Origin of the sequence: Sediminivirga luteola, from assembly GCF_014639315.1 — a bacterium.
Taxonomy (GTDB): Bacteria; Actinomycetota; Actinomycetes; order Actinomycetales; family Brevibacteriaceae; genus Sediminivirga; species Sediminivirga luteola.
In genome coordinates, this window is record NZ_BMFY01000004.1 from 276731 (window position 1) to 289869 (window position 13139).

General features: G+C 71.3%; 12 protein-coding genes. 2 read left to right on the forward strand and 10 right to left on the reverse strand.

The features are described from left to right. Positions 1-513 precede the first annotated feature (513 nt). The 7 genes from IEW13_RS06515 to IEW13_RS06545 form a co-directional block, all read right to left on the reverse strand. Complete coding sequence (locus tag IEW13_RS06515) at positions 514-1317, reverse strand: SseB family protein (protein ID WP_188550122.1); 804 nt, start codon at positions 1315-1317, stop codon at positions 514-516. Then, on the reverse strand, positions 1301-2032 hold the full coding sequence (priA, locus tag IEW13_RS06520) for a bifunctional 1-(5-phosphoribosyl)-5-((5-phosphoribosylamino)methylideneamino)imidazole-4-carboxamide isomerase/phosphoribosylanthranilate isomerase PriA (RefSeq protein WP_188550123.1): 732 nt from the start codon (positions 2030-2032) through the stop codon (positions 1301-1303). The genes IEW13_RS06515 and priA overlap by 17 nt, the downstream gene beginning before the upstream one ends. A 65-nt stretch (positions 2033-2097) precedes the next feature. Further along, positions 2098-2715, reverse strand: a complete 618-nt coding sequence (gene hisH, locus IEW13_RS06525) for an imidazole glycerol phosphate synthase subunit HisH (protein ID WP_188550124.1) — start codon at positions 2713-2715, stop codon at positions 2098-2100. After that, a complete protein-coding gene (locus tag IEW13_RS06530; protein ID WP_229744968.1) occupies positions 2712-3344 on the reverse strand; it encodes a hypothetical protein in 633 nt (210 codons plus the stop codon). Before IEW13_RS06530 ends, hisH begins: the two co-directional genes overlap by 4 nt. Next, a complete protein-coding gene (gene hisB, locus IEW13_RS06535; RefSeq protein ID WP_188550125.1) occupies positions 3341-3949 on the reverse strand; it encodes an imidazoleglycerol-phosphate dehydratase HisB in 609 nt (202 codons plus the stop codon). The genes IEW13_RS06530 and hisB overlap by 4 nt, the downstream gene beginning before the upstream one ends. Continuing rightward, positions 3946-5061 carry a histidinol-phosphate transaminase gene (locus IEW13_RS06540; RefSeq protein WP_188550126.1) on the reverse strand — a complete coding sequence of 372 codons (1116 nt, stop codon included), beginning with the start codon at positions 5059-5061 and terminating at the stop codon, positions 3946-3948. The genes hisB and IEW13_RS06540 overlap by 4 nt, the downstream gene beginning before the upstream one ends. Positions 5062-5087: 26 nt before the next feature. Further along, complete coding sequence (locus IEW13_RS06545; RefSeq protein WP_188550127.1) at positions 5088-5444, reverse strand: LysM peptidoglycan-binding domain-containing protein; 357 nt, start codon at positions 5442-5444, stop codon at positions 5088-5090. Positions 5445-5705: 261 nt separating this feature from the next. On the opposite strand from IEW13_RS06545, the gene lexA reads away from it, so the two are divergent. Next, positions 5706-6509 carry a transcriptional repressor LexA gene (lexA, locus tag IEW13_RS06550; protein WP_268235174.1) on the forward strand — a complete coding sequence of 268 codons (804 nt, stop codon included), beginning with the start codon at positions 5706-5708 and terminating at the stop codon, positions 6507-6509. A 253-nt stretch (positions 6510-6762) separates the two neighbouring features. Here the strand turns inward: lexA and mqo are convergent, their stop codons facing one another. Further along, a complete protein-coding gene (mqo, locus tag IEW13_RS06555) occupies positions 6763-8241 on the reverse strand; it encodes a malate dehydrogenase (quinone) (RefSeq protein WP_188550129.1) in 1479 nt (492 codons plus the stop codon). A 106-nt stretch (positions 8242-8347) separates the two neighbouring features. On the opposite strand from mqo, the gene IEW13_RS06560 reads away from it, so the two are divergent. Beyond that, on the forward strand, positions 8348-9247 hold the full coding sequence (locus tag IEW13_RS06560; protein ID WP_188550130.1) for a LysR family transcriptional regulator: 900 nt from the start codon (positions 8348-8350) through the stop codon (positions 9245-9247). Between the two features lie 160 nt (positions 9248-9407). On the opposite strand, the gene IEW13_RS06565 is transcribed toward IEW13_RS06560, so the two are convergent. Both IEW13_RS06565 and hflX read right to left on the reverse strand, forming a co-directional pair. Next, on the reverse strand, positions 9408-11477 hold the full coding sequence (locus tag IEW13_RS06565; RefSeq protein ID WP_229744969.1) for an ATP-dependent DNA helicase: 2070 nt from the start codon (positions 11475-11477) through the stop codon (positions 9408-9410). Next, positions 11474-12955 (reverse strand): GTPase HflX, encoded by a 1482-nt coding sequence (gene hflX / locus IEW13_RS06570; protein WP_229744979.1) that lies wholly within the window; start codon positions 12953-12955, stop codon positions 11474-11476. The genes IEW13_RS06565 and hflX overlap by 4 nt, the downstream gene beginning before the upstream one ends. Between the last annotated feature and the right edge of the window lie 184 nt (positions 12956-13139).

Sequence of the window (13139 nt, forward strand, 5' to 3'; positions counted from 1 at the left end):
CGTTCCGCGGACACTCGCGAGATCCGACCCGCAAGGGCGTCAAGGAAGAACGGGGTCTTACCTTCCGGGGTCTGGGTGAAGCTTGCGCCCAGACCCTTGTAAACACCGTGGACTGCTTAACCCGAGGTCGGGCGTGTCGGCTGGGCCTGAGAACCCGGATCCACCTCCACGGACCGTGGTCCATGGACGCGAACACATACCGCGCAGTGCCATCGATGGCCCTCTGCACCTGCGGGTGGAGCCGGTGGGCGCGTGCCCCTCACCGCCAGTGCCGCTTCCCTGAGGACGGCTCCGGCGAGGCACCGGCGCCCGGAATCGAATCCGTGCATGCGAGAGTGCCTGATTCGCATCAGTTACCGCTCCAGACTAACGCCCCTGCGGCAGCCGGTCAAAAAGCGTCATGAGGACGCGATCTGCCCGCCGGACCTGGGCTCATCCGCCCCGGACGAGGTGCGAGCCGGCGGCAGCAGGGGCCGGGGAAGATACAGGGCGCCCGATGCCGGAACCCAGGCCTCACCGTGCCCCGGGGGCGAGGGCGATGGCGAGGGAGTCGACCGCCTCGCCGATCACCGCATCGGCGGCCAGGCGCATCCGGAGCCGTTCCATGCCTTCCGGCGGCACCGGGCCGCCGGGCGTGACCACCACCGCCAGCTCGGGGCCGGAGACGGTCACCCGGTGCGAGCCGGGCCGGAGCGAGACTCCGTCGATCCAGTCCTCCGCGCGGGCGGCTGCGGCGACGGCATCGGCCACGGCCGGATTCGCCCAGGCCGGGCGCCACTGGCCGGCGCGGCCCTGGGCCAGGAGCCACAACGCCGGACGCCGGATGAGGAAGGCGTGCGGACTGCCGGGGTCGACGACGACCAGCTGCGAGCCCTCGTCCACGGCGGCCAGCGCCAGCCTCCGCGCCTCGACCGGCACCGGCCTGGCCTGGCCGTTCCAGGCAGCCAGTTCCGGGATCCCGCTGAACGCCGGGGCGACGGCGCGGCCGTCCTCCGCGGCGAGCGTGACCATGGCCATCTCGGCGCTCTTCTCCGCCGTCAGCCCGGCGTGCCCCTCCCCTGCCTCGCCGAGTTCGGCGAGGATGGGCGCGTAGACCCGGGCGGGCGTGAACGCGTTCACCACCGCCCGGTGGGCCGCGGGATCGAACCGCCCCTCTTCACCCGCCGCGCCTCGCAGCGCGGCGGCCAGGGCCGCATCGGGCTCCCCCGTGTCACCCGCGAAGGGGTGCGATTCGAGGGTGCGGCCGGCCCACGGGACTCCCGCGGAGTCCGCCTTCGGCGTCCGGCCGGCGGGCCCGGGCTCAGGCTCCGGCGACATCCAGTGCCTCGGTGAGGGTGAAGCGCCCGGCGTAGAGCGCCTTGCCCAGGATCGCCGAGTCCACCCCGAGCGGGACGAGCTCGCGCAGCGCCGCCAGATCTTCCAGGCTGGAGATGCCGCCGGAGGCGACGATGGGCTTCTCAGTGCGGGTGGCGATCTCCTTGAGCAGTTCCACATTGGGACCGCGCAGGGTGCCGTCCTTGGTGACGTCGGTGACGACATAGCGGGCGCAGCCGTCGGCCTCCAGCCGGTTGAGCACCTCCCATAGGTCGCCGCCCTCACGGGTCCAGCCCCGGGCGGCGAGCGTGGTGCCGCGCACGTCCAGGCCGACGGCGACCCGGTCGCCGTACTCGCCGATGATCCGGGAGGTCCATTCGGGGTTCTCCAGGGCGGCGGTGCCGATATTGACGCGGGCGGCGCCGGTGGCGAGCGCACGCTCTAGGCTGGCGGTGTCGCGGATGCCGCCGGAGAGCTCGACCTTGATGCCCAGCTCCCCCACCACCCGGGAGAGCAGGTCGTGGTTGGATCCGCGGCCGAAGGCGGCGTCGAGGTCCACCAGGTGGATCCACTCGGCGCCCTGGGACTCCCACTGGCGGGCGGCCTCGAGCGGATCGCCGTAGTCGGTCTCGGAGCCGGCCTCGCCCTGGACGAGGCGGACGGCTTTGCCGTCGGCGACGTCCACGGCGGGGAGCAGCACAAGCGGGTCGCGGGTCATCAGGATCCTGCCTTTCGTGGAGTGTCGCTTCGAAGTTCGCCCCGTGCCCGGGATGCCCGGCCGGGCTAGAGGGTCTCGGCCCAGTTGCGCAGCAGCCGGGCGCCGGCGTCACCGGACTTCTCGGGGTGGAACTGGGTCGCGCTGGTGGGGCCGTCCTCGATCGCGGCGACGAACCGCTCCCCGTGCTCGGCCCAGGTCGTCAGCACGCCCTCCGGGGCGCTGTGCGCGGCGTAGGAGTGCACGAAATAGAACCGTTCGCGCTCGATGCCGGCGAACAGACGCGACTCCGCCGGCGGCTCGACCTCCGCCCAGCCCATATGCGGGACTACCGGCGCCTGCAACCGGCTGACGGTGCCGGGCCACAGACCGAGGCCCTCCGTTTCGACGCCGTGCTCGACGCCCCGCTCGAACAGCACCTGGATGCCGACGCAGATGGCCAGCGTCGGGCGGCCTTCTTCATGGCGCCGGCGGATCAGATCCACGGCGCCGGTCGATTCCAGTCCGCCCATCACCGCGGCGAAAGCGCCGACGCCGGGCACGATGAGGCCGTCGGCCTCCTCGATACGGCTGTGGTCTGCCGTCAGCACGACTTCGGCGCCGGTCCGCTCGGCTGCGCGCACGGCGGAGCGGACGTTGCCCGAACCGTAGTCCAGCACGACGATGCGCTTCTGATCCGCGGTCACGGCCGCACCCCTTTCCTGCCCAGTCCCAGCAGCGAGACCACCCGCCAGACGGCGAAGCCCAGGACGAGCCCGGCCGCAGCCACGCCCGCCCAGGCTGGCGCGGTGCCGCCGAGGGCGATGATCAGGGCGAAGATCAACACCACGAGCGCGAGGATCGCCGCGGCGGACCACATCAGCGCGGTGCGGGCGATGGCGTGCCGTTCGGGCGTCATGGCGGCGGCCGAGGCCTGGAGCTTGGTCATGCCCCGGGTCGAGATACTGCCCTCGACCTGCTCGGGGGTGGTGCTGCCCAGCAGCAGCTGTTCCAGTACGGACGGCAGCTTGGACAGCGCCAGGCCGGCGGGGACGTCGGCTTCGTGGGCGCCCCGGCGCCACTGGCTGGCGTCGATCTGCCCCTCCCGCCGGATCAGCAGCAGCACGTCCATCCGGCCGGCGATCTTCGACAGGGTCGCCGCCTGCTCCCGCGCCCGCTCGAAGTCCGGGTCGTCGACCGCCACGGCGTGATAGGAGCCGATCGGGACGACGTGCCCGTGGATGTCCGAGAGCACGCAGGCAGCCGCCAGCTGGGTGGACTGGGCGAAGGGCGTCAGGACGATCACCTGGTGCTCGGCGCCGGTGGTCCCGCTCACAGCGCTCCCTTCGTGCTGGGCACATCGGTGACCCGCGGGTCCGGTTCGACCGCATCCCGCAGGGCACGGGCGAAGGCCTTGTACTGCGCCTCCACGATGTGGTGCGGATCGCGCCCGCGGCGCAGTTCCAGATGCACGGTCAGCCCGGCGTGGAACGCGATCGACTCCAGCGAGTGCGAGGTCATCGAACCGGTGAAGTGCCCGCCGATGAGGTGGTACTGCTGCCCTTCGGGCTCGCCGGTGTGCACGAAATAGGGGCGGCCGGAGACGTCGACGGTGCATTCGGCCAGCGCCTCGTCCAAGGGCACGCTGGCGAAGCCGTAGCGGCGGATGCCGCGTTTCTCGCCGAGGGCCTCGCGCAGCGCCTGGCCGATCACGATAGAGGTGTCCTCGACGGTGTGGTGGACGTCGATGTGCACGTCCCCGGACGCCTCCACGTCCAGGTCGATGGCGGAGTGCTTGGCCAGCGCGGTGAGCATGTGCTCGAAGAACGGCACGCCGGTGCTCACCTGCGCGCGGCCGGTGCCGTCCAGGTCGACCCGGACGTGGACGCGGGATTCGCTCGTGGTTCGGTCGATCTCGGCGCGGCGGGCGGCTGTGGTCATCGGGTCATCACCTCGGTGATCGCGTTGAGGAAGGCGGTGGTCTCCGGCTCCGTGCCGGCGTTGACGCGCAGGTGGCCGTCGATGCCGGTGTTGCGGATCAGCACGCCGCGGTCGAGCAGCTGCTGCCACACCGCCTGCGGATCGTCGAGACCGCCGAACAGGAGGAAGTTGGAATCGGAGGAGTGCACGGTCAGGCCCAGCTCGCGCAGCGCGGTCGCCATCCGTTCCCGCTGCGCTTTGAGCTCCTCGACCTTGGCCAAGAGCGCCGGAGCGTGGTCCAGCGCGGCGCAGGCCGCGGCCTGGGTCAGCGCGGAGAGGTGGTACGGCAGGCGAACCAGCCGCAGGGCGTCGCACACGGCCGGATCGGCGGCCAGATATCCCAGCCTGGCGCCGGCGAAGGCGAAAGCTTTGCTCATGGTGCGCGAGACCACCAGGCGCGGGCGGCCCGGGAGCAGGCGCAGCGCCGTCTGGGAGGGGTCGCGGGAGAACTCGGCGTAGGCTTCGTCGACGATCACGATTCCCCGGGCCCGGTCGTAGACCTCTTCGATCACGTCGAGGCCGGTCAGCGTGCCGGTGGGGTTGTTGGGCGTACACAGGAAGACGACGTCCGGGTCGTGCCGATCGATGGCCGCGGCGGCCAGATCGGCGGTGATGGCGTAGCCCGGCTCGCGCGGGCTCTCGACGAACCGGGCGCCGGTGCCGCTGGCGATGAGCGGGTGCATCGAGTAGCTCGGACCGAAGCCGAGAGCGATGCGGCCGGGTCCGCCGAAGGCCTGCAAGAGGTGGGCGAGTACCTCGTTCGAGCCGTTGGCCGCCCAGATCTGCTCTGGCCGGAGCTCGGGAACACCGGGCGCCGCGGATGACAGGTACGCGGCAAGCTTCTGCCGCAGTTCGGTGAACTCACGGTCCGGGTACCGGTTGAGTCCGGGAAGCTCCGCTTCGAGACGGGCCGCGATCGCCTCGGTGACCTCCCGGGGCACGGGATGGGCGTTCTCGTTGACGTTCAGCTGTACCGGGACGTCCAGCTGCGGCGCCCCGTACGGGGTCTTGCCGCGCAGGTCGTCACGCAGGGGAAGATCGTCAAGGGAGACGGTGGCGGGGCTTCGATTCACCCCCACAGTCTACGGGAGACGGGCGTTCAGCCGCCTGCCGGGACCGCGATCTGCTGGCCCGGGTGCAGCTCCCCCGAATCGAGTGAGTTGAGTTCGGCGATGACCAGCATGGTGTCACGCGGATCGGTCTCCGGCGAGACCTCCGAGGCGATGCCCCAGAGGCTGTCGCCCTCCCCGACGGTGATGTACTCGACGGTCCCGTCGCCGGCCGAGGCATCGACCGTGCCGGTGGCCAGCGCCTGCCCGCCGAAGAAGCCCGGGACGGTGGCCAGGAGCGCGCCGATCAGCAGCACGGCGCCGGCCAGAACGGTCGCCGTCAGCAGACGGAGCACGGCGCGACCGCGTTCGTTGAGCTGCAGCTGCGTGGCGATCGATTCGAACATCGCGAAGACTCCTTTTCCTCGAACGTCTGTACTATTCGTACCACGGGATTCGAACGTATGTCCACTAGTGTGTCGAACAGATGTTTGAATCCCGGTGCACTCGCTGGTTAAGCTGGTCACAGCCTGACAGGCGGCACGGACAGTCCCCGTTGCAGCGCAGAGCATCCTGAGCGCAGCAGGCGGACGCTCCGCTCAGCCGGCCGTACCCGCCGGCGGCGACGACCCGCGGGGATGAGAAGTGGACGAGGAAGAGGTGGCGACGTGGGCGAGGACTCCCAGCAGGCCGGACGTGCGGCCGGACGGTACCGGGGCCGGCCCCGCAACAGCGATGTCGCCGACGAGGTAGAGGCGGCCCGTAGCCGCGCGGAGCAGGAAGACGGCTCCGCGCTCCCGGCCGGGAACGCCCCCGACGACGGGGACGACCGGCTCACCCCGCGCCAGCGCCTGGTGCTGGAGACAATCGAACGCGCAGTACTGCGCAACGGCTACCCGCCGAGCATGCGGGAGATCGGCAAGGCCGTGGGCCTGGCCAGCCTGTCCAGCGTCGCGCATCAACTGAGCCAGCTCGAACGACTCGGTTACGTTCGCCGCGATCCGCGCCGTCCTCGCGCGATCGAACTCGTCGGCGCTCCCTCCACCGCCCAGGAGACGGATGCCGAGCCCTTCGTGCAGAACGCCGCCGACTCCGCCAACACCGCGCTCGTCCCGGTGGTCGGGCGCATCGCTGCGGGCGGCCCCATCCTCGCCGAGCAGGCCATCGAGGACATGTTCGCCCTGCCCACCCAGGTCGTCGGCGGTGGGGAGAAGTTCCTGCTCCAGGTCTCCGGGGACTCGATGATCGACGCGGCCATCTGCGACGGTGACTGGGTGGTGGTGAGACGGCAGAACAGCGCCGAGAACGGCGAGATCGTCGCGGCGCTCCTGGACGGCGAGGCAACCGTCAAGACGCTCAAGCGCAGAGACGGGAAGCAGTGGCTGTTGCCGCAGAACCCCGCTTACGACCCCATCGACGGCGACTACGCCACCATCATGGGCCGTGTCGTGGCGGTGTTGAGGCGTCTCTGACAGCCACGAGGCATGGAACGACCGCTTAGTGACAGAACCACACCGTCTACGGTGTGGTTCTGTCACTACAGGTATGCCTGGGCAGGAAAAGCGTGTTTTACCGCTGCCGGTGTTCCCACTCATCCGCACCGACCTCAGGTACCCGTTCGCAGTAGCCTGTCATAGGAATATGCGCCCGCCTGGGCACCGGCGTCGGCAGGCGCCCATATACCATCGCACGTAGTGGCACATCGGTCGCAAAGGGCGGCCGGCGTCAAAGGTCGAGCGCTCTGGCCGTCCGCCGGAGGGATTCCTCCACCCGGCCCGCGGTCCACTCAGCCGTCCGACCCGGGATCGCCTCGTCGACGCGGTGCCGCCAGCGGGCCCGCCACAGCTCGGGGAAGCACCGCTGCAGCAGATCGAGCATGATCGGCACGGCCGTGGACGCGCCGGGTGAAGCCCCCAGGAGACCGGCGATGCCTCCGCCGGCGCCCACCACGAGTTCGGTACCGTGCCGGAGCGCCCCGATCCGGCGCGGGTCGGGTGTCACCAGCTGAGCACGCTGCCCCGCCGGGACGAGCTCCCAGTCGCGGGGGTCGGCGTCGGGATAGAACCGCTGCAACTGGCGGAACCGCGTGCGCTGCCCGGCTGCCAGCTGGCCGATCAGATAGCGGACGAGCGGAAGGTTCTGCGCCATTGCCGCGGTGATCACGGGCAGGTTCGCCCAGTGCAGCGTGCGGAAGAAATCCGTGAGACGGCCATGCACCAGCAGTTTGGTGCTGAAGGTCGCGTAGGGGCCGAACATGAGGAACTCCCTCCCCTCGACCACGCGCCGGTCCAGGTGCGGTACGGACATCGGAGGCGCGCCGACGGGCGCCTGCCCGTAGACCTTCGCGGCATGCCGGGCCACGACGGCAGGATTCGCGCAGCGCAGGAACGCCGCTCCGACCGGCAGGACCGCGTAACCGCGCACCTCGGGGAGCCGGGCCTTCTGCAGCAGTCGCAGCGCATAACCGCCCGCGCCGACGAAGACGAAGCGCCCCCGGACCGCGAATCGTTGCTGACCATGACGTCCCCGGACCAGCCAGGCACCATCCCGGGCCCGTTCGATCGAGCGCACCTCGTGACCGAGCCGGCTCTCGCCGCCGGCCCGTTCGATCACGCGCACCAGCGCTTTGGTGAGGGCGCCGAAGTCGACGTCGGTGCCGTGGTCCATGCGGGTCGCGGCGGCCGGCTCGCCGTTGACGCGTCCCTCGCCCACGAGCGGCGCCCACCGGGCGATGGCGGCCGGATCGTCGGTGAACTCCATCCCGCGGAAGAACGGGTCATCCTGCAACGTCGTGTATCGCTGTCTCAGATAGTCGCGATCACGTGCGCCGAAGACGACGTCCAGATGCGCCGTCGCGTGGATGAACGCGGCCGGATCGAGCAGGCCCTCACCGGCGAGGTGCGCCCACCATTCACGGGTGAGCAGGAATTGCCGGGCAATCGAGGCGGCACGCGCTCCGTCGCCGGGGTCCGGCATGTAGTTCAGTTCGCAGTAGCCGCTGTGGCCGGTACCGGCGTTGCGCCACGGATCGCTGCTCTCCGGCGCGAGGGAGTCTCCCCGCTCCAGGAGCACGATCCTCCAGTCCGGTTCCAGGAACGCGAGCATCGATCCCAGGGTCGCGGACATGATGCCGCCGCCGATGAGGACGACCTCCACCTCCTCATGATGCTCGTGCTTGGCGTTCCGCGCCTCTGTGGCCACCATCGTGCTCCTTCGGGAGGGCATGCGGGTTTCCCGCGGTTCGATGTTTCCAGCGTTCATCACGGCATCCCATCCGTCCAATGAACAACAGGCTCGGTATGATCCGGATATGGATCAATGGGTAGACCGACTGGCGCCTCAGCTCGCGGCGCTCGTGGCACTCGCGGAGCACGACGGGCATATGACCCGCGCCGCCGCAGCCCTCGGCGTGCCGCAGTCATCCATGAGCCGGCGCGTGCACGCCCTGGAGGCCGAGCTCGGAGTCCCGCTCCTGCTGCGCGCCGGCCGGGGAGTCCGGCTCTCCCCCGGCGGCGCCGAGCTCGCCCGCCGTGCCCGCGATCCCCTCCGGCAGATCGGCTCCGCCGCTGCCGCGCTGGCCGGTGACGCGGATCCCGACCACGGGGTCGTCACCTTCGGCTTCCCGCTCACCCTGGGATCGGGGCTCGTCCCCGAGCTCCTCGCCGCGTTCCGGCACCGCCATCCGGGGATCCGGGTTCAGCTCACGCAGGCTCATGGCGCGCAGCTGGAAGCCGATCTGCTCTCCGGCGCCCTCGACCTGGCGATCACGATCCCCGCCCCGGCGAAGGCCCGCCACACCATCATCGGGACCCAGCACATCCAGGCCGTCCTCCCCGAGAGTCATCCCCGTGCGGCAGCGCGCAGGCTGCGGCTGCAGGACCTCGCGAGCGAGACGTTCATCGCCAATCCGCCCAGCTACAACTTGCGCCGGCTCACCGAGGCGTGGTGCGCCCAGGCGGGGTTCACGCCGGACATCGGCTTCGAGGTGACCGAGTTCGCCACGATCCGCGAGCTCATCAGCAGGGGGCTCGGCGTGGCCCTCTTACCCGGCGACGAGCGGACGCCGCCCGGCATCGTGGAGCGGCCGCTGACTGGCGCGCGCTACGAACGCGATATCGCCCTGTGCTGGGCCACCGCGACCGAAGCACCGGTGACCCGCCGGCTCTCGGAATTCCTCGCGAGCGGCTTCGCCCGCGAGGCGGGGCAGTAGCCCGGAAGTCCCTCGCGAACGCCCCGGCGCGCCACTCTTACCTCGTCATCACGCCCTTACGTCGTCGACGGCCAGGCCTGGAGGGCGGCGTTCTACGGGCGCAGTGACGATCTCAGGGCGGGCGAACGCGCGAGGGCCCGCTGAGCCGGGAGTCCCGCGGTCAGCCGGCGGCGCCGTCCGCCACGTGCTGGTCGCGCTCGTCGTTCTCCTCCCCGGTGCCGTCCACCGCGCCGGGGCCCGGCGTGGCGAGCCGCCGGAGCGCCCCGCGCGCGACCTCCGGATCCGCGGTGGCCCACATCGGCGGCAGGCTCCGCATGAGGAATCCGCCGTAACCGGCTGTCGCGAGACGCGGGTCCAGCACCGCCACGACGCCGCGATCGTCCACCGTGCGGATCAGCCGGCCGGCGCCCTGCGCCAGCCTGATGGCGGCGTGTGAAGCGGACACCGCCATGAATCCGTTCGCGCCCCGGCGCGCGGCGGCCCGGGTGCGGGCCGAGGCGAGCGGATCGTCCGGGCGCGGGAAGGGGATGCGGTCGATCAGCACCAGCCGGCAGGCGTGGCCGGGCACGTCGACACCCTGCCACAGCGAGAGCGTCCCGAACAGACACGCCGAGCGGCTGGCGGCGAAACGCTTGACCATCGTCGGCAGCACGTCCTCGCCCTGCAGCAGGATCGGCACGTCCAGACGCGCCCGCATCGCCGTCGCGGCTTCTTCCGCCGCGCGACGAGAGGAGAACAACCCGAGCGCGCCGCCCTCGCTGGCCTCGATGAGCGTGGCCATCTCCTCCAGGGTCTCCTCCGCCAGCTGTGCCCGTCCCGGGCGCGGCAGGTGACGAGCCACGTAGAGAATGCCCTGCCTGCCGTAGTCGAAGGGAGAACCGACGTCGACGGAGTCCCAGCGGGGCGCGTCCTCGCCGGCCAGGCCGAGCGCACCGGCAACCGGCGCGAACGACCCGCCCAGCGTCAGGGTCGCAGAGGTCGCCACCACGGTCCGGTCGGTGAACAGTCCCGAGCGCATGGTGCCGGCCACGCTCAACGGCGCGATGTTCACCCGGTTCTCCGGTTCGGCGCGCTCGTGCCGGCTGATGAAGAGCACATCGTTCTCCGTCGGCACCGCCATCCGCTCGGCCAGCTCGAAGACCTCGTTCAGCCGGGCACGGGCGACCTGCCGGCCCGCCGCGATCTCCTTGTCCTGCTCCTTGCTGCTCCCGCCGGAATCCGCCAGCGCCTGCCGCGCCGCATCGCGCACCGCGGCCAGGGCGATCGCCAGTTCCTCGGGCGCGCCACGGGCCAGCAACCCCGGCTCCATCATGGACAGCGCCGCGGCGAGCTGCTCGGCGGCCTTCTCCAGGGCGAGCGTGGAGACCGCCGTGTGCCGGCGTGCGGAGGAGGCCGCGGCCCGCACCATGCCCTCTCCCAGCTGCCCCGCCAGGGCGCTGGTCACCCGGTCCTGCAGTTCGTGCGCCTCGTCCACGATGACGGCGGAGTGCTCCGGCAGCACGGTGGAATCGCCGAAGGCGTCGATGGCCAGGAGCGCGTGATTGGTGACCACGACATCGGCGGCCGCGGCCTTGGCCTTGGCGCGCTCGGCGAAGCATTCCTGCGCCACCGGGCAGCGTTGGGCTCCCAGGCAGTCGAAGGCATTGACCGAGACCTGCGCCCACGCCCGCGGCGAGACGCCGGGAACCAGATCGTCGCGGTCCCCGGTCTCCGTGGTCCGCGCCCAGGAACGCACCCGCATGATCTCCTCGCCGAGCTGAGAGGCCCCCGCGGATGTGCCGCCTGCGCCGTCGCGTGAGGCCGGGACGGCATCGGCGCCCAGATCGAACAGCAGGCCGGTGGAGTCGCCCTCCTCGGGGTACCCACCGTTCAGCTTGTGCAGGCAGACGTAGTTGCGCCGCCCCTTCAGAACGGCGGCGACCGGTTTGCGGCCGAGTTCCGGCGCCAGGGACCGGGCCAGGCGTGGCAGATCGCGGGCCACGATCTGGGATTGCAGCGCCAGCGTCGCAGTGGAGACGACGACCGTCTCACCGGTGGTGACGGCGTGCCGCACGGCAGGCACCAGATAGGCGAGCGACTTGCCGGTTCCGGTGCCGGCCTGCACCAGCAGGTGCACGCCTTTCTCCAGCGCCGAGCCGACGGCCTCGGCCATCTGCTGCTGGCCCTCGCGCGGGCTGCCGCCGAGCTCCTCGACCGCCCGCTCCAGCAGAGCGGGCAGCTCAGTGCTCACCCGCGGCCGCCGATCCGGGCCTCGCCTCCGCGTGCCACCAGCATGTCCGGGCGGGTGAAGGGCCTCAGCTCGGCGGCAAGATCCGCGTGCACGCGGGCCTGCAGGACGGTGCCCTCGGCCAGGTGCTCCTCGGTCAGGACCGTGCCCTGCTCGTGCACCCGGGAGACCAGGTCGCCGCGCTCATAGGGCAGCAGCACCGTCAGCTCGTGCTGCGGCTGCGGAAGGAGTTCCTCGATCAGCGTCCTGAGCTCGCCGATGCCCTCACCCGTGCGCGCCGAGACCGCGACCGCGTGCCGGTGCGCGCGGCGCAGGCGGTCCAGGTCGAGGGGGTCGGCGAGGTCGGCTTTGTTCAGCGCGATGATCTCCACGCCCGCCTCGTTCCCGACCTCGGCGAGGACGTCGTGCACCGCGGCGATCTGCCCTTCCGGATCGGAATGCGAGGCATCGACGACGTGCAGCAGGACATCGGCGTCGGCGGCCTCCTCCAGGGTGGAGCGGAACGCCTCCACCAGCTGATGGGGAAGGTTCCGCACGAACCCGACCGTGTCGGTGAAGGTGTAGTCCCGGCCGTCGGCGGCGCGCGCCGCGCGCACGGTGGGATCGAGGGTCGCGAACAGCGCGTTCTCCACCAGGACGCCGGCCCGGGTGAGCCGGTTGAGCAGGGAGGACTTGCCGGCGTTGGTGTACCCGACGATCGCGACCGAGGGCACGGCGTTTCGCCTGCGGCCGGCGCGTTTGGCCTCGCGGGAGGGCTTCATCGCGGCGATCTCGCGGCGCAGCTTGGCCATCCGCGTGCGGATCCGGCGGCGATCCAGCTCGATCTTGGTCTCGCCGGGACCGCGGGAGCCGATGCCCGCGCCGGCCGCCACCCGCCCGCCGGCCTGCCGGGACATCGACTCGCCCCAGCCGCGCAGTCGCGGCAGCAGGTACTCCAGCTGCGCCAGTTCCACCTGGGCCTTGCCCTCGCGGGATTTGGCGTGCTGGGCGAAGATGTCGAGGATGAGGGCCACCCGGTCGATCACCTTCACCTTGACGATGTCCTCTAAGCCGCGCCGCTGGGAGGGCGCGAGCTCGCCATCGCAGATGACGGTGTCGGCGCCCGATGCGGCGACGATCTCCGCGAGTTCCTGCGCTTTGCCCGAACCCAGGAAAGTGCCCGGGTCGGGGTGCTCGCGGCGCTGCAGCACGCCGTCGAGCACCTCGGAGCCGGCGGTCTCGGCGAGCGCGGCGAGTTCGCGCAGCGAGGTCTCCGCTTCCGCCGCGGTCCCAGAGGTCCAGAGCCTGGCGAGCACGACCTTCTCCAGCCTCAGCTGCCGGTACTCGACCTCGGTGACGTCCTCGAGCTCGGTGGAGAGCCCCTGCACGCGGCGCAGCGCCTGGCGTTCGGCGCGGTCGAGTTGCTCGCCGTCGTGGTCGGCCGCCAGCTCGCCCTCGGCGGTGATGGCGGTGCCCTCGCGGGAGAGCACGCGCGCGATCATCTCCGCTTCGCGGTCGCGGGGTGCTTCGTGAGCGTCCTGGGGCACTGGCCGGCTCCTCTTGTCGTCGTCTCTCGTCGTCTTGCCTTTCCTCGGGTCCTGTCCTGCTGATCCTTGCTCACGCGTGGTGAGTGCCGCATCGGCGGCACGGACGAAGCGAGGGAACTCCCATTCTCCCATCACCGGC